The organism is Streptomyces sp. NPDC046925 (assembly GCF_040644915.1).
GTDB lineage: Bacteria > Actinomycetota > Actinomycetes > Streptomycetales > Streptomycetaceae > Streptomyces.
In genome coordinates this window covers 147,546-169,324 of sequence record NZ_JBEYWZ010000006.1, presented here as the reverse complement: position 1 = coordinate 169,324, position 21,779 = coordinate 147,546, and the positions used below count along the sequence as shown (strand labels likewise).

Annotated in this window: 22 protein-coding genes; 7 read left to right on the top strand and 15 right to left on the bottom strand. The window is 72.0% G+C overall.

Annotated elements, in window-relative coordinates:
- Nucleotides 1-5: 5 nt before the first annotated feature.
- The 5 genes from ABZ906_RS25185 to ABZ906_RS25165 all read right to left on the bottom strand — a co-directional run bounded on the left by ABZ906_RS25185 (nucleotide 6) and on the right by ABZ906_RS25165 (nucleotide 3,981).
- Nucleotides 6-1,100 carry a trypsin-like peptidase domain-containing protein gene (locus ABZ906_RS25185; protein ID WP_361386172.1) on the bottom strand — a complete coding sequence of 365 codons (1,095 nt, stop codon included), beginning with the start codon at nucleotides 1,098-1,100 and terminating at the stop codon, nucleotides 6-8.
- An 11-nt stretch (nucleotides 1,101-1,111) separates the two neighbouring features.
- Nucleotides 1,112-1,411: a trypco2 family protein gene (locus tag ABZ906_RS25180; protein ID WP_361386169.1), complete on the bottom strand. Its 300-nt coding sequence runs from the start codon at nucleotides 1,409-1,411 to the stop codon at nucleotides 1,112-1,114.
- Between the two features lie 103 nt (nucleotides 1,412-1,514).
- Complete coding sequence (locus tag ABZ906_RS25175) at nucleotides 1,515-1,922, bottom strand: rodlin (protein WP_361181818.1); 408 nt, start codon at nucleotides 1,920-1,922, stop codon at nucleotides 1,515-1,517.
- Between the two features lie 113 nt (nucleotides 1,923-2,035).
- Nucleotides 2,036-2,941 carry an LCP family protein gene (locus tag ABZ906_RS25170; protein WP_361386166.1) on the bottom strand — a complete coding sequence of 302 codons (906 nt, stop codon included), beginning with the start codon at nucleotides 2,939-2,941 and terminating at the stop codon, nucleotides 2,036-2,038.
- Between the two features lie 629 nt (nucleotides 2,942-3,570).
- Nucleotides 3,571-3,981 (bottom strand): rodlin, encoded by a 411-nt coding sequence (locus ABZ906_RS25165; protein WP_361386163.1) that lies wholly within the window; start codon nucleotides 3,979-3,981, stop codon nucleotides 3,571-3,573.
- A gap of 205 nt (nucleotides 3,982-4,186) precedes the next feature.
- Here ABZ906_RS25165 and ABZ906_RS25160 point away from each other — a divergent pair, with 205 nt between their 5' ends.
- From ABZ906_RS25160 to ABZ906_RS25150, 3 genes are all read left to right on the top strand, one after another.
- Entirely contained in the window at nucleotides 4,187-4,597 is a 411-nt protein-coding gene (locus ABZ906_RS25160; RefSeq protein ID WP_361181824.1) for a rodlin, read from the top strand.
- A 275-nt stretch (nucleotides 4,598-4,872) separates the two neighbouring features.
- Nucleotides 4,873-5,064 carry a chaplin gene (locus tag ABZ906_RS25155; protein ID WP_361182474.1) on the top strand — a complete coding sequence of 64 codons (192 nt, stop codon included), beginning with the start codon at nucleotides 4,873-4,875 and terminating at the stop codon, nucleotides 5,062-5,064.
- Nucleotides 5,065-5,181: 117 nt separating this feature from the next.
- Complete coding sequence (locus ABZ906_RS25150) at nucleotides 5,182-6,066, top strand: chaplin (protein WP_361386160.1); 885 nt, start codon at nucleotides 5,182-5,184, stop codon at nucleotides 6,064-6,066.
- A 246-nt stretch (nucleotides 6,067-6,312) separates the two neighbouring features.
- On the opposite strand, the gene ABZ906_RS25145 is transcribed toward ABZ906_RS25150, so the two are convergent.
- Both ABZ906_RS25145 and ABZ906_RS25140 read right to left on the bottom strand, forming a co-directional pair.
- On the bottom strand, nucleotides 6,313-7,581 hold the full coding sequence (locus ABZ906_RS25145; RefSeq protein ID WP_361386157.1) for an NAD(P)-binding domain-containing protein: 1,269 nt from the start codon (nucleotides 7,579-7,581) through the stop codon (nucleotides 6,313-6,315).
- Nucleotides 7,574-8,854: an ATP-grasp domain-containing protein gene (locus ABZ906_RS25140; protein ID WP_361386154.1), complete on the bottom strand. Its 1,281-nt coding sequence runs from the start codon at nucleotides 8,852-8,854 to the stop codon at nucleotides 7,574-7,576. Before ABZ906_RS25140 ends, ABZ906_RS25145 begins: the two co-directional genes overlap by 8 nt.
- 142 nt (nucleotides 8,855-8,996) lie before the next feature.
- Between ABZ906_RS25140 and ABZ906_RS25135 the strand changes: the two genes are divergently transcribed.
- Entirely contained in the window at nucleotides 8,997-10,265 is a 1,269-nt protein-coding gene (locus tag ABZ906_RS25135; protein WP_361386151.1) for a glycosyl hydrolase, read from the top strand.
- Nucleotides 10,266-10,291: 26 nt separating this feature from the next.
- Here ABZ906_RS25135 and ABZ906_RS25130 read toward each other — a convergent pair whose 3' ends face one another.
- The 8 genes from ABZ906_RS25130 to ABZ906_RS25095 all read right to left on the bottom strand — a co-directional run bounded on the left by ABZ906_RS25130 (nucleotide 10,292) and on the right by ABZ906_RS25095 (nucleotide 19,715).
- Complete coding sequence (locus tag ABZ906_RS25130) at nucleotides 10,292-11,404, bottom strand: GNAT family N-acetyltransferase (RefSeq protein ID WP_361386148.1); 1,113 nt, start codon at nucleotides 11,402-11,404, stop codon at nucleotides 10,292-10,294.
- A gap of 5 nt (nucleotides 11,405-11,409) precedes the next feature.
- A complete protein-coding gene (locus ABZ906_RS25125; RefSeq protein ID WP_361181834.1) occupies nucleotides 11,410-12,078 on the bottom strand; it encodes a lipopolysaccharide biosynthesis protein in 669 nt (222 codons plus the stop codon).
- On the bottom strand, nucleotides 12,078-13,229 hold the full coding sequence (locus ABZ906_RS25120; RefSeq protein WP_361386146.1) for a glycosyltransferase: 1,152 nt from the start codon (nucleotides 13,227-13,229) through the stop codon (nucleotides 12,078-12,080). Before ABZ906_RS25120 ends, ABZ906_RS25125 begins: the two co-directional genes overlap by 1 nt.
- The gene (locus ABZ906_RS25115) at nucleotides 13,226-13,939 is read right to left on the bottom strand and encodes a polysaccharide deacetylase family protein (RefSeq protein ID WP_361386779.1); all 714 of its coding nucleotides are present in this window, start codon (nucleotides 13,937-13,939) and stop codon (nucleotides 13,226-13,228) included. The genes ABZ906_RS25120 and ABZ906_RS25115 overlap by 4 nt, the downstream gene beginning before the upstream one ends.
- A 61-nt stretch (nucleotides 13,940-14,000) precedes the next feature.
- Nucleotides 14,001-15,719, bottom strand: coding sequence for a murein biosynthesis integral membrane protein MurJ (murJ, locus tag ABZ906_RS25110; RefSeq protein WP_361386143.1), 1,719 nt, complete (start codon nucleotides 15,717-15,719; stop codon nucleotides 14,001-14,003).
- Nucleotides 15,716-16,981 carry an O-antigen ligase family protein gene (locus ABZ906_RS25105; RefSeq protein ID WP_361386776.1) on the bottom strand — a complete coding sequence of 422 codons (1,266 nt, stop codon included), beginning with the start codon at nucleotides 16,979-16,981 and terminating at the stop codon, nucleotides 15,716-15,718. Before ABZ906_RS25105 ends, murJ begins: the two co-directional genes overlap by 4 nt.
- A gap of 98 nt (nucleotides 16,982-17,079) precedes the next feature.
- A complete protein-coding gene (locus tag ABZ906_RS25100; RefSeq protein ID WP_361386140.1) occupies nucleotides 17,080-18,564 on the bottom strand; it encodes a sugar transferase in 1,485 nt (494 codons plus the stop codon).
- On the bottom strand, nucleotides 18,561-19,715 hold the full coding sequence (locus ABZ906_RS25095) for a glycosyltransferase (RefSeq protein WP_361386137.1): 1,155 nt from the start codon (nucleotides 19,713-19,715) through the stop codon (nucleotides 18,561-18,563). The genes ABZ906_RS25100 and ABZ906_RS25095 overlap by 4 nt, the downstream gene beginning before the upstream one ends.
- A gap of 383 nt (nucleotides 19,716-20,098) precedes the next feature.
- Here ABZ906_RS25095 and ABZ906_RS25090 point away from each other — a divergent pair, with 383 nt between their 5' ends.
- From ABZ906_RS25090 to ABZ906_RS25080, 3 genes are all read left to right on the top strand, one after another.
- Nucleotides 20,099-20,338: a chaplin gene (locus ABZ906_RS25090; RefSeq protein ID WP_361181842.1), complete on the top strand. Its 240-nt coding sequence runs from the start codon at nucleotides 20,099-20,101 to the stop codon at nucleotides 20,336-20,338.
- A gap of 190 nt (nucleotides 20,339-20,528) precedes the next feature.
- Entirely contained in the window at nucleotides 20,529-21,179 is a 651-nt protein-coding gene (locus tag ABZ906_RS25085; RefSeq protein ID WP_361386135.1) for a hypothetical protein, read from the top strand.
- A gap of 269 nt (nucleotides 21,180-21,448) precedes the next feature.
- Complete coding sequence (locus ABZ906_RS25080) at nucleotides 21,449-21,730, top strand: hypothetical protein (protein ID WP_361181846.1); 282 nt, start codon at nucleotides 21,449-21,451, stop codon at nucleotides 21,728-21,730.
- Nucleotides 21,731-21,779 lie beyond the last annotated feature (49 nt).

Here is a 21,779-nt window from a genome sequence, read left to right as displayed (position 1 = left end):
TCAAGTCAGCAGTATCGCTTGGCCAGTTGAGCTGCTTCACGGTCGACGCGGGCCACTTCCGCCGACTTCCCCTCCAGGAGCCGGACGGTCTCCAGGAGCTGGTCGAGCGTGCCGCGGTAGCGCAGGCAGGTGCGCACGATGCCGTAGATGTCCATCTTCAGGCGGGTGTCCCTCGGCCGGTTCGCGGCGATCTCCGCGTCGATGCTGGAGAGCACCAGGCCCAGGCCGTTCGCGTCCCCGAGCACCGGGATGTCCACCAAGGCGTCGACCAGTCCGAGGAGTTCGCGTAACGGCAGGTCAGACGGGAGGTCGGCCAGGCTCGCGGGGGCCGCGGGGCCCGCCGGATCCACGGCGGAACCGAGCCCTTCACGCGGTGGCAGACCCGCGTCCCGGCGGAGGCGTTCGAGATCGGCGGCGGGCAGTACGTCGTACCAGTGCTCCACCCTGGAGGCCGCGAGCCGGCCGAGGCCGTCCGAGCGGTGGTGGGCGCTGATCACGCCGATGACCGCGCCGCCGGACCAGACCACCGCACCGGACATCCCCTCCCAGGGAGAACGCCGCGATTCGGGGTCCGCGCGCGGCGCGAGAACGGCCAGTTCGAGTGTGCCCTCGCGGCGGTTGGACAGCACGGAGACGGTCCCCGAGGCGTGACAGGAGTCGCGGTACTGCCCGGGAGCGCCGTCGTCCAGGAGGCGCATGCTGTCGTCACGCAGCTTGAACCGGGGAAAGCCCACCGCGCTGACGGGCAGCACCACGTCGCTCTCGGGCACGGCCGCGTAGCGAGGGCTCTCGACGTCCCCGACGCCGGGCGGCAGTTCCGTGATCTCCAGGAGTGCGACGTCCGCCGCCTCGGAGAGCAGCACAACGCGTGCGTCCGCGCTCCACTCCCCCGGCAGATCGGCGTCGAAGCGCACCCGCACCGACGTCACCGGGTCCGCGACCACGTGGGCGGCGGTCAGCACGGACCTGGTCCCCGTGCGGTAGCCGGACCCGCGCCGCCCGCGGTCTCCGCCCGGCCGCTCCACCAGCACTTCGGCGACCCGTGCCGCCTCGATCCCCCGTGGCCCCTGTGGCCTCTCTGGACCCCCTGGCACCGTCATGGCGGCGGCGCTCAGCGCTCGCGCTCGGACCGGTCACCGCTGACCCATGGCGACTGATCGGAGTCGCCGACGCGCGGGGTCAGGCTGAGGGTGACGCGATGGGTGGTGCTGGCCGTCCGCTGGCCGGAGGCGCCTGCCTCGACGACCCAGAAGCGGATCCTGCCGTCCGCGGCCTCGGACCGCTGCACGGCGAACTCGGCCTCCAGTTGTACGGGACCCAGTTCGAAGCGCAGTTCCTCGTCCTGTGCCGCGGCCATGGCGGCGGCGAGTTCCCCGCGTAACTGCGCGATCATCTCGGCGAGTTCAATCACGCCGAGCCTCTACCCCGGGCGTGTCGCCTCCACACTGCGGAGGCGACACGGGGGCAGACCGAAGGGGCCGGCCGGCACGACGACGGCCGGCCCCTGCCGGGTCCTACTGGTTGGCCGTGCCGTTGCCCGACAGGACCGGGATGTCGGAGAGGATGTGCGACAGCGGCTCGTCGCCCTTGGCCTGCGTCGAGTTCTCGGTGCACTGCTGGTTCTGCGGGGCCGAGAGGATCGGGATGTCCTGGACGGCGATCGGCACCAGGCCGACGAGGGAGCCGACGTTCGCCTTGACCGGGAGGCCGACGCAGGGCTTGTTCAGGGTGCCCTGGACGAGGGTGAGCTGGGGGCTCTGGTTGCCCTTGGTGGCGGAGTTGCCGAACGCCGTCTCGGCGCCGTTGCCGCTCAGGGACGTGGTGCCCGAGTCGTCGCCGATCGCCAGGGCCTGGGGGGCCATACCGGCGGAGATTCCGGCGACGGAGGCGGCAATGGCCGCGGATGCCAGGAGCTTCTTCATTTTGATTCCCTTCAAAGAGCGGGCTCCATTGGCAGAGCCGGCGTGATGATCAACTGCCTGATCCGGGGATGGTTTCGACCTATGACCCGGTCGGCCTAGTAATCAGACGGCCGTCAACGGCACTCCAGGGTGTTGCCGCGAACGGTCACCGGGCTGCTGAAGCTCGGCGGATCACTCAGCCTGGCCGTCGAGTTGGGGGGCGTCAGGGGCCGGTCCCGGTTGAGGGCGCCGAAGACTTTCCCGGCCTTGGCCCTGTCCCATTCGAGGGCGCCGTTCAGCGAGCTGCTGAAGCCCTTGACCGGCACCGTGGTGAACTCCATGGACGACGACGGGATCCGCCCCAGATCCCCTGCGAGCGCCAGGAGTTGCCGCGTACTGAAGCCCCGGTCGGCCTGCGCTGCGCCGACCAGCGACCGGCTCAGCCGCGCCGCCCTGAGCGGGTCGGCCAGGACGTTCTTGCCGACCACGCTGCGCAAGGCGCCGACCAGGAAGCGCTGCTGGCGCTGGATCCGCCCGAAGTCGGCGCTGTTGTCCACGTGACGGGAGCGGACGTACTGCAACGACCGTCCGCCGCCGAGCCGGTGGGTGCCGGGCGCGAGGTTCAGCTTCGTCGTCTTGTCCCTGAGGGCGCGCGGCGTACAGACCTCCACGCCCCCGACCGTGTCCACGCTGTCCATGAAGCGCCGGAAGTCGAGCTGGAGGTACCGGTCGATGCGGACGCCGGTCATGCCCTCGACCGTACGTACGGACAGTGCGGGGCCGCCTTGCGCATAGGCGCCGTTGATCTTCCCCGGATGCGCCGGGCGCACCACCCCCGTGGATTCATCACGGTGGGCGGGGATCTCCGCGTACGAATCGCGGGGGAGGCTGACCACGCTGACGTGTTTTCTCGACTCGGAGACGTGGACCAGCATGAGCGTGTCCGTGCAGTCGCAGGCGATGCCGCCCGCGCGGTATTTCCGCTTCTCCTCCTGTGTGATGGTGTCACGGCCGTCCGTGCCCATCAGAAGGATATTCATACCTCTTCCCTCGTCCGGCCGATTCTTCATATGGCCGAATACGTCGACGCGTTGGACGGAAAGCGGCAACGCCGTCGCGTTTCCCATTCCGGCGGCGGCGACGACCAGAAGAACCCCGGGAACGGCGAGACGCAGCCTTCGTGCACGCCGGGATCCGGTCGGTGGGGAGAGGTGAGTGCGCAAGCTGATCTCCGCTGCGGGGGAACCGGGACGGAGAAAAGCTAAAGCGCCCGGCGGCAACGCGGGCGCGGCATCTTCGTGGCGCGCGCGAACAACAACTCGTTCGACCTAAGCCGTTCGGTTTCGCCGGATTGCGCAACTGGAACAGATCGCTCGACACACGCCCGTCGATGGCGAGGGAATATGGCTGACTTCAAGCAGCAATGGAGGCGTCAGGGCCTCATCCCCGTGAGCAGAAGTTCTCCGGAGCGCCGCGTCGAGGACCCCATCTACACGTCGTTGCTGGATTCCTGGGCACAGCAGGGAAAGACCGTTCCGGGCCGCCCCGATCAGGAATGGCAGGCCCTCATGTCACGCGATCCCTGGCCACGGGGCTGACGGCCGGACGCGGTTGCGCACGACAGCGGGCCGCCGGGGTACGGCGGCCCGCTGCGCGGTGCTCAGGGAGATCAGTCGTTGTTCGTGCCGTTGCCCGACAGGACCGGGATGTCGGAGAGGATGTGCGACAGCGGCTCGTCGCCCTTGGCCTGCGTGGAGTTCTCCACGCACTGCTGGTTCTGCGGGGCCGACAGGATCGGGATGTCCTGGACCGAGATCGGCACCAGGCCGACGAGGGAGCCGACGTTCGCCTTGGCCGGGAGGCCGATGCAGGGCTTGTTGAGCGAGCCCTGGATGAGCGCCATCTGCGGGCTCATGTTGCCGTACGTGGCGGAGTTGCCGTACGCCTGCTTGGCGCCGTTGCCGCTGAGCGACGTGGTGCCGTGGTCGTCGCCGATGGCGCTCGCCGAACCGGCTGCGGCGGCCGACATGCCGACGACGGAGACGGCAACCGCGGCTGCAGCCATACCCTTCTTGATCACAACTAATTCCCTTCTGGAGAAACCCCGTTCGCCGGAGCGCTCTGATTAACTCCACGCCCACCGCATAGTTGCTCCGCTTCACTCTGATGGCCCAATGAGAGCCCGATGGACGCCCAACCGAGTGAAGCCCCGAAACCCGGACCCGGACAGACGAGTTGGACCGGGGGCAGTGACTCGAGCGTCTGCCAGAAAAGGAACACGCAAAATGATGAAGAAGGCTATGGCCTCGGCGGCAGTTGCCGTTTCCGTCGTCGGCATGTCCGCGGCCGCGGCCGGTTCGGCGAGCGCCATCGGTGACGACCACGGCACCACCTCCCTGAGCGGCAACGGCGCCGAGCAGGCCTACGGCAACTCGTCGACGCACGGCAACATGAGCCCCCAGCTCTCGCTGGTCCAGGGCTCGCTGAACAAGCCCTGCATCGGCCTGCCGGCCAAGGCGAACGTCGGTTCGCTCGTCGGCCTGGTGCCGATCGCCGTCCAGGACATCCCGATCCTCTCGGCGCCGCAGAACCAGCAGTGCACCGAGAACTCGACGCAGGCCAAGGGCGACGAGCCGCTGTCGCACATCCTGAACGACATCCCGGTCCTGGCCGGGAACGGTCAGTCCAACGGCTGATCTGCCGGTGTGAGGCCGCTCGGGCTGTCTGCCTTCCCCAAGGCCTGGCAGCCCGGGCTGCTCCATTTCTCGGCTGCGGTAATTCGGGTGAATTTCCCGAACGGGAGAAGTCAGTGGTTTCTTCCGCATCTTTAACTCGTTTGCAGGTTGCAGGTCATGGTGCGAGACGTAAACAGAAGTTCTCGCTCGGTTTCGACTGCCAGATCGGCATGACCACAGAGAAGGGAACATCTGTGAAGCACAAGAAGAGCGCAACGATCGTCGCTGGTGTCGTGATGGCCATGGGCGTGGCGGCTCCCGCCTTCGCCGACGCGGGCGCCGAGGGTGCGGCCGTCGGGTCCCCCGGCGTCCTCTCCGGCAACCAGGCCCAGGTTCCGGTCCACGTTCCGGTCAACGTCTGCGGCAACACCGTTGACGTCATCGGTCTGCTGAACCCGGCGTTCGGCAACACCTGCGCCAACACCTGATAGCGCTCAGCCACCAGGCTGTTCATGGCCGGCCTTGGACCGTCACGTCGAGTCCAAGGCCGGCTTTCCACTGCTCAGAGGAAGACAACTAGATTGCGACAGGTCATTGGTAAAGGGATGCTCGCGACTGCGGCCGCCGCGACCAGCATCCTCTCCCTGTCCGGCTCGAACGCGTTCGCCGTGGACGGGAACGGGGTGGCGGCGGGTTCGCCCGGAGTCTTGTCGGGCAACAGCGTGCAGGCCCCCGTGGGCGTCCCGGTGAACGCCTGCGGCAACACCGCGGACGTCGTCGGTGCGGCCAACCCGTCGTTCGGCAACAACTGCGCGAACAACGAGGCTTCGGCGCACGAGCACGCGAGCGCTCCGGCACGGGTGCCCGCGCAGCAGCGGACGTCCGACAAGACGGAGCACCGCCCCGCCGGCTACGGCTCGCCCGATGATGATGCCCGGGCTCCTGCCCCCGCCCCGGCCCCGGCCCCGCACACGCACCAGGACACCCACCCGGGCAAGCACACGGGCACCCACTCCGTGGCCCACGGTGATGCCGTGGGGTCGCCCGGCGTCGGTACGGGCAACAACGCCAAGGCTCCCGTGGACGTGCCGGTCAACGCCTGCGGCAACACCGTTGACGTGATCGGCCTGCTGAACCCGGCCATGGGCAACGGCTGCGCCGAAGGGACGTCCACGCCGGCGTTCCCGGAGGACGAGGCACCTCCCGCCGGGCCCGAGGCGCCGCCCGCGGGGCACGAGACGCCTCCCCGGGCCGCCGAGCCGCCCGCCGACCGCGCCGTCACCGGGCCGAAGCACGCCGCCGACGCACCGCGTCACGTCGCGTCCTCGACCTCGGGGCGGGCACCCTCCGCCGACCACTCGGCGCCGCTGCCTCAGCTCGCCGCGACCGGAAGCAACGAGGACCTGCTCGCCGCGGCCGCCGCAAGCGCCGCCCTGCTGATCGGCGGCGGGATCCTCTACCGCCGCGGACGCGCCTCGTCGGGCCTCTAGTACGCCCGGAAACGCCGCTGGCGGGGAAGAGACTCCCAAGGGTCTCTTCCCCGCCAGTTCGGCAGGAGGGCCGGCCCGCGGTGGGGGTGTTGCCGACCTACGGCGAAGACGCCGACGGCTGGCGGAGGGCAACCAGGCCCGTCCCATGCCACCGAGTCCACCACTTCGCCCCCGCATCCGAAGAACCGATTCACCCGTTCGCCGACGGCATCACCTGATCGGGTCCCCGGCGGGCGGCATCCCCGTTCAGCGCTTGACGGCGCCCATGAGAGAGCGGCGGTTCCCCTCGCCGACCGGCACCGGGAGCACGGAGTCCGCGGGCCCGCGCCGCAGGCTCCGGCGCACCCCCCGTACCAGCCTGGCGGCCGTGTAGGACGCCCCGTGCACGAAGCGCATGGCCGGGCCGAAGCTGGACGCCGTCACCAGTCCGGCGAGGAACAGACCGGGGTACGAGGACTCGAACTCCCCGGAGACACAGGGCTCGTCGGCCGCGTTCACCGCGAGGCCGCCGCGCATCTCCGGGTCCAGCAGTCCCAGGCGTGCGCCGGTGGCCCTGAAGCCGGTGGCCGCGATGACGTGGTCGGTCTCGAAGTCCGGTCCGCCGCTCGCGTCGCCGACGGTCGCGAGCCGCACCCGGCCCGCCTCGGCCGACGCCGTGACCACCTCGTGGCCGAGCAGCACCTCCACGCCTGACTCGACCCTCTCGCGCACCCACCAGGCTCCCGCGGGGCCGAGCGCCGACGCCGAGATGCGGGCGCGCGTGGCCTCGGGAAGCCGCCGGAAGCCGCCGGGTACCTCGGCGTAGAACCAGTTGCGCCACCCGCAGCCCAGGCCGCTGTGCGGAGCGCGGGCGGACTCCCGCCACGGCCGCTTCCACGCCGGGGGCACGGTGTTCCAGTTCAGCCGGTGCGACCGGGCGAGCACCCGCACCCGCGTCCCCTGTTCGGCGAGGAGCGCGGCGGTCTCCAGGGCGGCCTGGCCGCCGCCGATCACGGTGACGTCCTTGTCGCGGAAGCGGTCCAGGTTCCGGTGGTGGCTGCTGTGCGAGGCGTGCTGCTTGCCGAGCCCGTGCAGGACGGAGGGGATCTCGACGAAGGGGATCACCCCGACGGCCAGGGCCACCTTGCGGCCGCGGATGGCCTGACCGTCCTCGGTGATCACCTCGAACCCTCCGGGGCAGGGGGCGACCGAGTCCACCATCCGCTGGTCGACGTCCGGCACGGCGTGCTGCGCGAACCACAGGCCGTACGAGGCGAAGGTCTCCACGGAGATCGGTTCGCCGTGCCTGGCCTCCATGCCGTTGCGCTTGCAGTACTCCGCGAGGCCGTAGCGGCCGCGGGGGTCGGAGAGGTTCGACGCCCAGGGTTCCGACTTCAGGAACATGCCCGGCGGCATGTGGTCGCGCCAGGATGCCATGGGCCTGCCGAAGATACGTACGTCCAGTCCGGCGCCGGCGGCGTGCGACGCGATGGACAGGCCGTAGGGACCGGCTCCGACAACCAACAGGTCATACATCAGCAACTGCTCGCTCTCTCTTCGTCGTTACGGGCGTCGCCGGCGCGGGGGGAGCCGACGGGCGCGCCTTCCGCCGCAACCGGCCGAGGAGCCGTCGTGTCACATGGCGGCACCACAGCACCCACATGGCGAGGGCGGGCGCCATGTCGTCCCTGGCGTGCCAGGCCAGCTCGCGGCGCCGAACCGCGGTGGATGCCGGGCCCGGCGTCATGACGGCGCGCAGCGCGGTCAGCGGCGAGTAGTTCTCCACGACGAACGCCCGGCCCGGCAGGACGGCGCCGGCCGGCAGCGGCCGGTGTGTCATGTCCAGGTGCTGGGCGCGCACCACGTCGAGGTCGGCGCCGTCGGCGAAGAGGCGGAACTGGGCGCCCGGCCGGGGGTTGAAGTCGAGCAGGCAGTGCTCGCCCGTCGCGGCGTCCACCCGGAAGTCGAGGTCGAAGATGCCGCGGTAGCCCAGCGTGTCGACCAGTCTGTCCACGCAGGACCGCAGGCCCGGATCGGGCGCCCACTCGCCCACCGCCGTCAGGCCCGCCCCGCGCGGCCAGGAGCGGTGCTTGCGGCCGGAGCCGCCGCTGCGCACGGCGCCCTTCCGGTCGACGTATCCGTGGACGAACCAGTCACGGCCGGGGCCGCCGGGCAGGTACGCCTGCAACAGCAGGCCGCTGCCCGCCTCCTCGCACCGCCCGTAGAGCTCAAGGGCCTCCCGCACCGACCGCACCAGGACCGTGCTGCGCAGGCCCGTCCCGCCGGGTACGAGCCACGGACGGCTCCACTTCGCCACCACGGGGAGCCCCAACCTGCGTACCGCGTCGGCCGCTTGGGCCGTGGACCGGGGCAGCAGCGTGACCGGGTGCGGAATGCCGGCCGACGCGCACAGCCGGGCCAGCGTCGCCTTGTCGGCCACCCGCTCCGCGAGTCCGCCCGCCTGGTCCGGCAGGAGATAGGTGGCGGCCAGTTCCTTCTGCAGGCGCCCGATCGCGAGTGCTCCCGCGTCGTCCATCGGAATGAGCACGGACGGCCGGGACACCCGGTGGGAGATGCGGCGCAGTACGGCGGCGATTTCCTGGAGAGAGGCGCCGGGCGGGGGCGGCGGGTGGGTCTGGTGCAGATATCTGGATCTGCGGACCGGGCTTCTCGCGGAATCGGCTGCCGCTACATGTACCTCCACTCCCGCACGGCCAAGCGACCGAACGGCTCCGAGCGTGCCGTGATGAAAGGGGTTCCGGTCGATCCGCAGCAGAACCGCGGGGACCCGGGTATCGAGAGTCAGCACTGCCGAATTCTCTCAATTCGCTCCTCCATGCGGGCGAAGGGCACGCCCGGAGGATTAGCGGCTCGATTGGCACATCAGGCATATATATGACTGAGTGTCAGTGGACGGAGGACCGGCATCAGGAACAGCACGAGGAGCGGCCATGGCTTTGCTAAGACGCCGGATCAGCAATAAACGGCTGGCATTCGCCGCCGGGGGAATCGTCGTGTCGGCGGCGCTCGCCGTGGGGCCCGGCTACGCCTGGGGTGCGGGCCAGGACCCCGAACCGCCGGCCGGCCCGTCCGTCGCGCCGACGACGGCGCCCACCCCCTCCCCGTCCGCGGCCACCCCGGACGGCACAGCCACCCCGGCGCCCCCGGACGGCACAGCCACTCCGGCACCCACGGACGGCACCGCCGCCCCGGCCGCCCGGAAGCCCGCGTTCGGCGCCTACCTCACCTACGGGCCCGACGGCGTACGGCGCATGGCCGAGCTCAGCAAATGGCTGGGCGGCGCCGAGCTTCGCGTGGGGCACACCTACCTGCCGGGCGACCGGTGGAGCAACATCGAGGGGGCACCGGACTTCCTGGAGAGCTGGGCCAAGTGGCGGCGCGCGCAGGACGACCGGATGTTCGTCCTCAACGTCCCCATGATGGAGCGCAACGAGGACCACGTCGGCGACGACGAGGTCCGCGCACTGCTCCGCCGTGGCGCCGCCGGCGAATTCGACCAGCATTACCGCGCCCTCGCCGAACGGCTCGTGAAACTCGACGTTCCCGATACGGTCCTGGTGCTCGGCTGGGAAATGAACGGCACCACCTACACCCATCGGTGCGGTCCCGACCCGGAGGCCTGGAAAACATACTGGAAACGCATCATCACGACGATGCGTTCGGTGCCGGGCCAGAAGTTCAAGTTCGATTTCACGCCGAACAGGGGCCGGGACGCCATTCCCTGGACGGAGTGCTATCCGGGCGACGACGTCGTGGACATCGTCGGCATGGACTCCTACGACCAGCCGACGGGCACGGATTTCGACCGGCAGGTCAGCGAGCCGTACGGCCTGAAGCAGCACGTGGAATTCGCGAAGGCCCACGGCAAGGAGATCTCCTATCCGGAGTGGGGCCTCTTCCGCAACGGCGACAACGAGGAGTACATGCGGAAGATGCTCGCCTGGATGGACGAGCACAAACCGCTCTACAACACCGTCACCGACTACTGCCCGCACGGCGTGTGGCAGTGCGAGGACAACCCCAAGTCGTCCAAGGCCTACCGGACCGCGCTCTCTGGCCGGACGGGCACCGAGCCCGCTCCAGAGCCGACCGCGCCCGAGACACCGCCGAACTGCTCCCCGCTGAACCTCGGCGAGTGGGCCGAGAAGTGGCTGGGCGGCAAGCTGTGCATGAGCGTCGACTGGCACAAGTACAAGTAGCCCCGGTCAGGTACAAGCAGCACCCGTCAGGACCGCTCCCGGCGTTCCCGGCGTTCCCGCTGCTTGCGCAGGAACTCCTTGCCCCGGCTGCGGGCGCCCGCGTCCCACGCGGCGGCCCGCAGCACGGGGGCGGTGCGTCTGCGGGCAAGGAGCAGCCGGTGGTTGGTGACCGTCTCGGGCCGCCAGTGGTGCTTGTACGGTTCGTTGCCGCGCAGCAGGCTCAGGACCCGGCTCCGGTCGCCCTCGGCGTGCTCCGTGCACGCGTTCAGGAGCATCGTCGCCACGTCCACCTTGCGCTCGCGCAGCCGGGGGTGCGCTCCGTACAGATAGCCGCCGACGAGGTGCGGCGAGAGCAGGGTCAGATCGGCGGCCACCACGTCGTCGTCGAGCCGGAACTCGGTGACCACCGCGTCGCCCGCCCTGACCATGAGCCCCACCGACCTGATCAGGTGCTCGGAGAACCGGGGCTGGAGGTGCTCGGACGTCACCTTCCGGCCCTGCCACTGGAGTTGGTGCAGGTGCAGCAGCGTGCGCACCGACGCGTCCACCTCGTCGTGCCGGACGACCCGCCGCTGGACGCCCAGCGCGTCCAGCTTGCGGATCTTGGCGCGCGCCCGCTGGGCCCGTGGCGCGGGCAGCCTGCCGAGCAGCTCCTCCATGGACGCGGCGGGCAGCTCAAGGCAGAGCGAGTCCGTCAGGCGCAGGCGGGGTCCGCGCCAGCGTTCGTAGATGCGCTCGACGGCGGCTCCCGACCGGACCTCGCGGAAGTCGATCAGGGCGCCGCGCGCGAGCTGCGACAGGCCTTCGGCCAGCGCCCGGGCGGCCTCGTCGGCGCAGTCGTCGTCGAGCAGTACGTCGGTGAAGTCGGAGATCGCGCCGCCGAGGGGCACGAGCGCGGGGAGCGGGACGTGGACGCGCATCAGCGGCGCCGCCGCGACGAGTTCGCCGCCCCGGCGCACGAGGACCACGCGGAGCCGCCCGCGGGTGCCGTAGGAGAGCCACCAGGAGTGCAGCCACGCGTGGCTCTGGAACGGCGTCGCCGTCCGGCACCGGCGGTGCAACCGGGCCCACTCCGTGGCGAGGCCCTCGAACTGCGTCTCGTCGGTGCAGAGTTCGGCGGTCAGGGAGCTGTCGGCCACCCCCGTCACCTCTCCCGGTCGACGTCGGCGGACTGCGCGGGGCCGGGCACAGTGGCCGCCGCCGCGTCGTCGTCCTGGCCGCGCCGGGGTCGTACGAGAAGGGTGAGCCCGCCGAGCAGGCCTCCCGCGCAGGCGCCCACCAGGGTGGTCATGCCCGCCGAAGCCGACGCGGGCTCCTGGGGCTTGACCGCGCGCGAGAGCTGGAGGAGGCGCACCTGCGTGCTCTCCTTGGTGTGGTTCGCGTTGCTGGTCAGGGAGCGCGAGACCGCGTTGGCGATGTCGGCCGCCTTGCCCGGCTGGGCCGCGGACGCCGAGATGGAGATCATCGGGGCGTCGGGCGAGGTGGCCGCCTGCACGCTCTCGCGCAGCGTCCGCGGCGAGACGCCCGACTCCACCTGGGCGTCGCCGAGCACCGCGAGCTGCGTGGCGACCCGGCCGTACGCCGTGGCGAAGCCGAGGGCGGCGGTGGGGTCGGAGTCCTTCTGCGGGACCGCGATCACGTAACTCGTCGCGGTGTACTCGGGTGTCTTCACCGCGCCGTAGATGCCGCCGGTCAGGGCGCCGACGGCGGCGCCCGCGGGCAGGATCCACCAGACGGGCAGTCGCTTGACGCGGGCAAGGACCGGGGCGGGGAGACCGGACGGGCGCAGCCGCCTGCTGAGGGTTTCGGTCATCAGGAACTCACTCTCGGGGTCGAGCCGGAGGCAGCTGCCTCGTAGACGTGCATCAGCTGTGCCGCGCTGCGGGTGATGCCGTAGCGGTGCGCGGCCGGCGGGGCGAGGCGCGGCCGTGCCCCCGCGGCCCGGATCCGCAGCAGCGCCCGCGCGAAGGAGTCCGGGTCGCCGGTGACGCGCTCGGCGCCCGCGGTCTCGTCCCGCGGCAGGTCCTCGACGGCGGGGCACCGGACGTAGAGCACCGGAAGACCGGCGGCGAGGCCTTCCACCACGGCGAGGCCGAACGCCTCCTCGGGCGAGGGCGAAGCGAGGACGTCCATGGCGGACAGGAGCGCCGGAAGATCGGTCCCGCCCGCGGACGGGTGGGTCTCGCCCTCGGAGAGATAGGGCCGCTCCCCGGCGAAGACCACCCGGTCCGCCGTGCCGAGCCGCGCGGCGCTCGCCCGCAGCCCCGCCTCCTCTGGCCCGCCGCCGACCAGCAGCAGGCGTACGTCCCCCGGCAGCGCGGCCACCGCGTGCAGCAGGACGTCGAAGCGTTTGCCGGGGGCCAGGCGCCCGACCCCTCCCACGACGAACGCCTCGTCGGGGAGCCCGAGGCGGCGGCGGGCGGCGGTGCGGGCCGGCGGGTCGAAGCGGAACCGCTCCACCTCGATGCCGTTGGGTACGACGTGAATACGCTGCCGGGGCACTCCCCACCGGCTGAGCCGCTCGGCGACGGACGGGGACACCGCGACCGTGGCCCGGCCCAGGCGCTCCCCCGTCAGGTACAGCGCGCGGACGCCCGGCGTCAGCGGCCGCCCCTCCATCTGCGATTCGCCGAGGGAGTGTTCGGTGGCGACGACGGCGCGCGTCCCGGCGAGCCGGGCGGCGATGCGTCCGTAGAGGCAGGCGCGGTACAGGTGCGTGTGCACGAGGTCGTACCGCCCGGCGCGGATGAACTTCGTGAGGCGGGGCACCGCGCCGAGGTCGCGGTTGCCGGACATGCCGAGGTGGACGACGCGCACGCCGTCCGCCGTCAGGCCTTCGGCGACCGGGCCCGGGTTGGTGAGGGTCACGACGTCGCAGGTGGCGGGCAGATGGCGCAGGAGGAGGCGCAGTTGCTGCTCGGCGCCGCCGACTCCGAGGCCGGTGATGATGTGCAGGGCTCTCATCCGGCCACCGCCGGTTCGCGGACCGCACGGCGGCGCAGCCGGTTGAGCCGGAGCTTCAGCCGGAGCCGCAGGGCGGTGTCCCGCTGCCCGATGTGGAAGCGGGGCAGGGCGTGGACGCCGGTCAGCCCGCCCGGCGAGATCGCGCAGGCGTAGCGGTAGCCGGCCGCTCGTACGGTGTCGACGACGCGCTGGTCCACGGTGCCGTACGGATAGCAGAAGCCCTCCACCTCGCGGCCGATGAGGTCGGACAGGGCGACCCGGCTGCCGCTGGTCTCCTGCCACAGCAGCCGGTCGTCCGCCCGGGTGAGGTCGACGTGCGTCAGTCCGTGCGAGGCGACCTCCACCCCCTCGGCGGCGGCACGGCGGATGCCGTCGGCGCCGAGCAGCGGTTTGCGCGGGCCCAGCGGGTCCCAGGCGTTGTCGCCCGCGAGGCGGCCCGGCAGCACGAAGAGGGTGGCGCCGAAGTCGTAGCGGTGCAGGAGCGGCAGGGCGTGGTCGACGAAGTCGGCGTACCCGTCGTCGAAGGTCAGGCCGACCAGGCCGCGCCCCTCGCCGCGGGCCCGCGCCGTGAGGAGCCGGGACATGCTCACCCCGCGCAGGCCCCGGCGTCTGAGCAGCCGCAGTTGGGCCGCGAGGCGTTCGGGCGTGACGGTGATCTCGTACGGGTCGTCCGCGCAGTCGTCCACGGAGTGGTACATCGCCACCCACATCGGGGGCTGCGGCAGCCAGGGGCGTGTGTGCCGCGAGCGGTGGGTCTCGCCGGGTGCTGTGTCAACGGACATGCGTGAGCTTTCGTGTGACGGATGAGACGGCGGATGTGACGCGGGGTGCGAGGGACCGGCGGACGGGTTCGAAGGACTGTGCCTTCAGGGCCCAGAGCACGAGGACGAAGACGGCCACGACGGCCGGTGACCCGGTGGCGAGGGCGACGAGCGGCGAGCCGAAGAGCCCGGCGACGGCCCAGCCGACCGCGGTGGCGCACACCGCGGCGGCGACCGGCTTGGCCAGTTCGCCCACCACCTTGCGGACCCGGATCGGCACATTGCGCGGTCCCATCCCGCGCAGCAGCACACAGGCGGTGACGCTGATCCCGGCCGCGTTGGCGAGCGCGATGCCGCGCACGCCCCACAGGTCCACCGTCCAGCTGCCGATCCCGGCTGTCGCGGCGATCCCGGCCGCCATCGCGCCGAGGGGGAACCAGGTGGGGCGCCCGGCGGAGAAGTAGGAGCGCACGAGCGCCCCCACCAGCGTGTGGCCCAGGAGTCCCAGGGCGTACACGCGCATCACGGCCGCGGTGGCTTCGGTGTCCCGCACCGTGAACGCGCCGCGCTGGAAGAGGAGTTGGATGAGCTGGGGGGCGCAGGCGATCACCAGAGCGGTGCCCAGGAGGACCACGCAGCCCGCAAGGCCCAGGTCACGCTCGACACGCGACCTGGCCCGTTTGACGTCCCCTTCGGCCAGGGCACGGGCGACGACAGGGAGCGTGACCGTGCACAGCATCAGGGAGAGGATCATCGGCACCTGCGCGACTTTCTGCGCGTAGTTGAGGTGCGAGATGGCCCCCGAGGGCAGCGACGACGCCAGGAAACGCTCGATGAGCACCTGCGACTGGCGGCACAGCGCGAAGAGCAGCACGGTGGCGATGAGGGCGGTGCTCATCAGCGCCGGGGCCGACGGGCCCTTCTCCTCGTCGTGCGGCAGACCGGCCGTGTCCCGGGTGAGCTGCCGCCACAGCGAGGGCGCCTGGACGAGCACCATGAATACGCCGCCGACCGCGACGCCCATGGCCGCTGCCCGTACGCCGTAGCGGGGGGCGAGGACGAACACCGCGGTGATGATGCCGATGTTGTAGAAGACGTAGATGGCGGCGGGCGCCACGAACCGGCGGTGGGCGCGCAGGGCCGCGCTGCAGTACCCGGCGAGGCCGAAGGTGAAGACGCAGGTGGCGGTGAGCAGCGTGCAGTCGACGGCGAGCCGCGGATCGGGCAGGCCCGGCGCGAGGACCTCCACGACCACCGGCGCACCGGCCATCAGGATCAGCGCGACGACCCCGGACGCCAGCATCAGGCGCGGCAGGGACGCGGCCACCAGGGCGCGGACCGGGTCGCGGCGCGCGCCCGTGCCGCGGCGGGCGAGCGCCATACTGAAGGCGGGGACGAGGGCGAACGCGAGGCCGTCCTCGATGAGCAGCGTGGTGGCCACCTCGGGCACGGTCCACGCGACGAGGAAGGCGTCGGTCTCGGAGCCCGCCCCGAAGAAGTGGGCGAGCGCCTGGTCGCGCACGAGCCCGAGCACCGATCCGGCCACCGTGAGGACGGCGGTGACCAGGGCGGCCTTGGCGAGGAAGCCGTTGGAGGGGTCGGAGCCCCCGGCGGGTGCGGCCTCGGTGGCGGCGGGCGCGGGCACCTTGTCCGCCGTGCCCGCGTCCGCCGTGCCCGTGCCCGTGCCCGCGTCCGCGTCCGGGTCCGCCGGATGAGTCGTCGGGGTCATCGCGGGACCTCCCCCGGCACGGGCGCGCGAAGGGCACGGTCGGACAGCGCCCACCAGGCCACGAGCCCGAGAGCCACGGCCATGAGCACCGTCGACGGCCCGCCGATGTCGGCGTACGAGAAGTCCACGAGCTGCCACACCAGGAGACCGCACGCGACGAGCGCGCAGTCCGTGCCCGCTCCCCCGCGCACCCGGGCGAGGCGCCGCAGGCCGAGCAGCAGGAACGCCGCCCAGCTGCCCACCAGCGTGCACAGGCCGAGCAGCCCCTGCTCGCCGAGCACGAGCAGATACATGTTGTGCGGGGAGAGCAGCGGCTGGCGGCTGAACCCCACGCCCGCGCCCGCGGTGTCGCTTGCCGAGGAGAGGGCCAGCGAGGCGTGGCTGTCGCGGTGGTCGGGGAAGGCCTTGAGACCGACGCCGGACACCGGCTCGTCCTTCCACATGTCCACGGCAGCCGCCCACATGGTGTACCGGTCGGTGACCGACTGGTCGGGAGCGTCGGTCACCTGCGTGATGCTGCTGATCCGCTCCTGGAGCAGCTGCGTGCCGATCCCGAAGCCGCCCACCAGGACCACGGCCGCGGCGGCCGCCGCGGCCAGGGCCCGCAGCGCGCGCCGCACCCCCGCGAGCCCCAGCTGGGCGCCGCACGCCACGACGGTGGCGATCCAGGCGCCGCGGCTGAAGGAGAGCGCGAGCGGGACGACGAGCAGCAGCGCGCACACGAGCGCCGCCTGACGCTGCCTCGGGGATGCCGGGCCGAGGGCGAGCGCGAGGGCGCACACCACTCCGTACGACACCACGGTCGCCATTCCCATGACGTCCGTCGGGCCGAAGGTCCCCACGGCCCGGACGTCCGAGCCCATATAGCTGGCGCCGGTCCCCGTGACGTACTGGTGGACGCCGATCGAGCCCTGGAAGAGGGCGAGCGCGATGAGCGACCACGCCACCAGGCGGAAGTCGCGGCGGTCGCGGACGAGGAGCAGGACCGCGGCCGGTACGAGGACGAAGATCTGCAGATAGCGCACCAGGCCGGTGGCCCCCGCGGACGCGGTGCTCGCGCCGACCGCCGCGACCGCGATGCCGACGACCGGCAGACCGAGTACGACGGCGGCGGTACGCGTCAGCGGCCGCCGCGCCCCGCGCACGGTGCGGGCCACGCACCAGAGCACCACGAGGGCGGAGACGGCGTCGGCGGCCGTGCCGCCCGCGGAGCCGTTCTCGCCCGGCGGCGCGGGCAGCGCGAGCAGGGCCACCAGGGCCATGACGGGCAGTACGGGTCTCGCGCCGCGGAGCGCCGACGCGAGCGCGGCGGCCGGTGAGCCGGGCGGAACGAGCGTGATCGGGGCACCGTTCACCGGCGTCAGCTCCCCGTCGGGCGTACGAGCGACGCGGCGGTGCGCAGCAGGATGCAGAGGTCCTGCCAGATCGACCAGCTGTCGATGTAGGCGTTGTCGAACCGGCACCGGTCCTCGATCGAGGTGTCGCCCCGCAGGCCCTGGATCTGGGCGAGCCCGGTGATGCCGGTCGGCATGCGGTGGCGCTCGCCGTAGCCGTCGTACTGCTGGCTGAACTGGGCCACGAAATAGGGGCGTTCGGGGCGCGGTCCGACCAGGCTCATGTCGCCGCGGAAGACGTTCCACAGCTGCGGCAGCTCGTCGAGCGACGAGCGGCGCAGGAACTGGCAGAAGCGGCTCATGTGCTGCTCGCCCGCGACGGTCCACCGGGTCGCGGACTCGTGCGGGTCCGCGGGTCGGTGCGTGCGGAACTTCAGCAGCGTGAACGGCCGCCCGTCCCTGCCGATGCGCTCCTGCCTGAAGATCACGCCGGGGCCGTCGGTGGCCCGCAGGACGGCGGCGCAGGCGAGGAGCACGGGACTGATGAGCAGCAGCAGGATGCCCGAGGCCACCAGGTCGAGGGCGCGCTTGCTGACGCTGAAGTGCCTGCGCCCCGCGGGCAGGAGCTGCCGGCAGGGGAACCCGGCGAGCAGCCACGACCTGGACCGGCGCCCCGGCGCGTCATAGCCCGGCGGCTGCGTCGCGTCGACCGCCCATACGTCGAGCCCCGAGCCGCTCAGCGTGCGCAGCCAGCCGATCTGTTCCGGTCCCGGCACGGGTCCGACGACCAGGACGGTGCGCACGGAGTTCTGGATGACCGCGCGGCGCAGCTCTTCGAGCGTGGAGAGCACCGGCAGTTCGGCCCCCTCCGTCTCCGTGCGCTCGGCGGGCGCGTCCCCCACGATGCCCACGGGCCGCACCCCGGCCTGCGGATGCCGCAGGACCGCCTCGGCCACGCGCCGGGCGACGGCGCCGGGGCCGACCACCAGGGCGGGGCGGGGCTGGCGCAGCGTCGCCCGGCGCGCCCACCAGTACAGGGCGCCGCGGCCCGCGCCGCCAAGGCCGCTCTGCAGTGCCGCCGCCGCGCACACGGTGGTCAGGGAGATCGGGGTCAGGGCGGGCAGGCTCGCGGCCACGAGTCCCGCGGCGCACCAGCCGAGCACGGCCTGCCAGGCCAGCGACGGGAGTTCGTCGAGGGCGCGGGGCACGGCGATCGGGCGGTAGAGACCGGCGCGCGTGTTCAGGACGCTCACACAGACGAGGAGCAGGACCATCAGCAGGGGGTGGCGCTGCGGACCGGTGAGCAGCACGGTGCCGAGCAGGGCGGCGCCGCAGTCCACGGCGAACAGGGCGAAGGCCGCCGGTGAGCGGCGTGCCGATGTCCCCCGGCCGAGGCTCGTTCTGCGCCCCCGCCCGGCCCTGCGCGGAGGGATGACCGAGGCGGTGGCCCTGGCATGGTCGGTCGCCCGTGGCTGCGCGGCAGCGGTGGCGACGGTTCGTTCCGCACTCACGGGTTGCTGGACTCCCTGCACTTGATGGGCCCCACGCCCAGTAGCTCGCGGTACACGGCCGCGACTGCGTCCGCGGTGTGCCGCACATCGTGGGTGTTCAGAACGTGGCGGTGCGCCGCGCGGCCGAGGGATTCCCGGAGCGGCGGATCGCCGAGGAGACCGAGGACGGCCCGTGCCAGTGCCCGCGGATCCTCCGCGGGGACGAGGCCGTGCGGCACGAGTTCCGGCGGCAGGCTCTCGCGCGCGCCGTCCACATCGGTGACCACCACGGGACGCGCGCACGCCATCGCCTCGAGCGGTACGAGTGCCATGCCCTCCCAGCGGGAGGGCAGGACCACGAGGTCGGCCGCGCGGTACCAGGGGGCGGCGTCCCGTACGTCTCCGGCGAACAGCACGGAGTCGGGCGCCCGGTCGCGGAGCCCGGCCGCGTCGGGCCCGTCGCCGACGAGCACGAGACGGGCGAGCGGCATCCGTTCGGCGACCCCGGCCCAGGCCCGCAGCAGGACGTCCTGCCCCTTCTGCCGGCACAGCCGCCCCACGCACACCACCAGCGGCCCCTGCTCCGGCAGCCCGAGGGCGGTGCGCGCGGCCTGCGCCGCCACCGGCCGGAAGCGCTCGACGTCCACCCCGTTGGGGATGACGGACCAGGGGGCGTCGATCCCGGCCCGCTGTCCGGTGCGCCGCTCCGCCTCGCTGACGCAGATCACGTGCGTGGCCCAGCGCGCCCCGTAGCGCTCCCAGCGCAGGGCGAGTCTCGCGGTCACGCCGCCGACGGCCTCGAAGGACCACGCGTGCGGCTGGAAGACCGTGGGGACCCTGCCGCGCAGGGCGAGCCGGGCGGCGAGCCCGGCCTTGGCGCTGTGCGCGTGCACGACGTCGGGCCGCAGCCCGTCGATGATGCGGGCGAGGCGCCGCACCTCGTCCGGCAGGCCGGGGCCCGGGGACCGGGCGGCCGCCCACGGGCGGATGCCGAGGCCCGTGCCGCGCACGGCGTCCGGCAGGCCGCCGCGGTCCGGACAGGCCACCTCGACCCGCATCCCGGCGGACAGCTGGGACGTCACCAGGTCGGTGACCACGCGGGCCACTCCGCCGTCGACGGGCTGGGCGACATGGAGGACGCTCATCCGATGGTCAGTTGATGACAGTTGCATGCACGGCGCCTTGCTCAGGGCCCGGGGAATGACGCATGACCGGCGTTGGCCTTTCGTGAAAGGTCCGCACCAGGAGGGAGATATGAAATGCGACAGTCACACTCGGCTCGTAACTTCCTCGCACTTGTTCTTTCAAATGCCTTCAGGAGGTTCGCCACACTAGCCGTTTTCTCTATTTTTCCAGGAAGGCTGACAAGTGTGTCGGAAACGTGAAGTGCGTAACGCCCCGGGCCGTCCGGGAGCACGGCCGAGGGGCCATCGGGTAAACCCCGCGCCAGCAGATCACCCGTATGGGCCCACAACCCTTGTGGGCGAACTCCGTTGATCCAGGGGCCGGGCACACCGCCCTGCCGATGCACCAACTGACCAAGGAGCAACTCTCCATGTCGCGTACCGCGAAGGCCCTCGCCCTCTCCACCGTTGCCGTGGCCGCCATGGCCGGCAGCGCCGGCATCGCCGCCGCCGACGCCGGCGCCCAGGGGGCCGCCACCAACTCCCCCGGCGTCATCTCGGGCAACGCCGTCCAGGTCCCGATCCACATCCCGGTCAACGCCTGCGGCAACACCGTCAACGTCATCGGTCTGCTGAACCCGGCGTTCGGCAACACCTGCGTCAACGCCTGACATACCGGCAGCACGCGTTCAGCGACGGCCGTTCTCCCCCGGATCTTCCCCGGGGAGGACGGCCGTCCTGCGTTCCCGCGCGTCCCCCGAACGGCCCTCGCGCCCCCGAATGGCAGTCGCTCGGTTGCGGTCGGTGTCCGCCGCTTTCACGGTGAACACAAGATCCGACGCATCACCGAAGGGAACATCCATGCACGCCCTGCCCGTACGGCGTATCGCGACGTCCGTCCTCTGTGCCTCGCTCCTCATCGGGACGGCCGGCCCCGTCGTCGCAGCCGAGAGCGACACTCCGCACGGCACCACCAGAGAGGCCCGCGCGCCGGTCCCCGGAGCCGAGGCGCTGATGACCCGGGTCACGTCCATGAGCGACGCGGGCCGCGTGATCACCCCCGTCACCGACCTGCTCTCCGCGGTCCTGAAGGCCGACAAGGGGCAGCTGCCCGCCGCGGAGGCCGCGAAGCTCGCCGCCCCGGTGAAGGAGGCCGTCGACAAGGCCGCGGCCCAGGCGCCCAAGAGCCCGGCCGTCCCCGCGACTCCGGCGGTCCCCGAGGCTGCCGTCCCCGAGACTCCGGCCGTCCCCGAGGCCCAGACGCTCCCGAAGACCCCGGCGCTCCCCAAGTCCCTCCCGGCCCCGGACGACCTCGCGGCGGACCCGAAGTCCGACGCCCTGAAGGCCCTGCAGACCTCGGTCGACGCCCTGGTCAAGGCGGCCACCGGCGGCGACCCCACCAAGGTGGCCGCCGCGGTCCAGCCCGTGCTCACCAGCGTCACCGGCCTCGTCACCTCGATGATGGGCGCCGTCCCCGCCGCCAAGCTGCCGACCGGGGCCCCGGCGCTGTAGTCGCCATCGCCGCCCCGGTCCCAGGCCCCGGTAAAAGGCCCGTCGCGCCGTCCTCAAGGACCGGCACGGCGGGCCTTTTTACGTCCGTATCACCGGCCATCTCATACGAGAACCCGTGTCCATCTCATACGAGAATGAGACACCGCCTTCGTTCGGGTGGGTTCCGGGAATTTCCTCCGCACAGAGTTTCCGCCGCACAGAGCGCTCGTTACCCATGGCGAAGTGAAAATCCCCTCAGGCGACCGTCCGTCGCCGCAGAAAGGAACACGATGAAGCCCCTGAAGGCTGCAGCCGTCGTCGCCGGGTCCATGGTCATCGCTGGTGTCGCCGCACCCGCCTTTGCCTCCGACCTCACGCCCACCAGCCTGAACGGTGCACTGGACACGATCGCCGGCCAGACGGCGAACCTCGACGCGGCCCCGCTGGCCACGAACGCCCTCGACACCGAGAACAAGGACTCGGTCGTCAACGCCGTTTCCAACGCCGCGAAGGACCTGCACGCGGGCGGCGGCGCCGGCAAGCTGCTCGGTGGGCTTCCCGTCTCGCAGTAAAGCCTTCTTCTCTTCACCGCAGGAGTACTGCCGCGAGCACACGGCACGT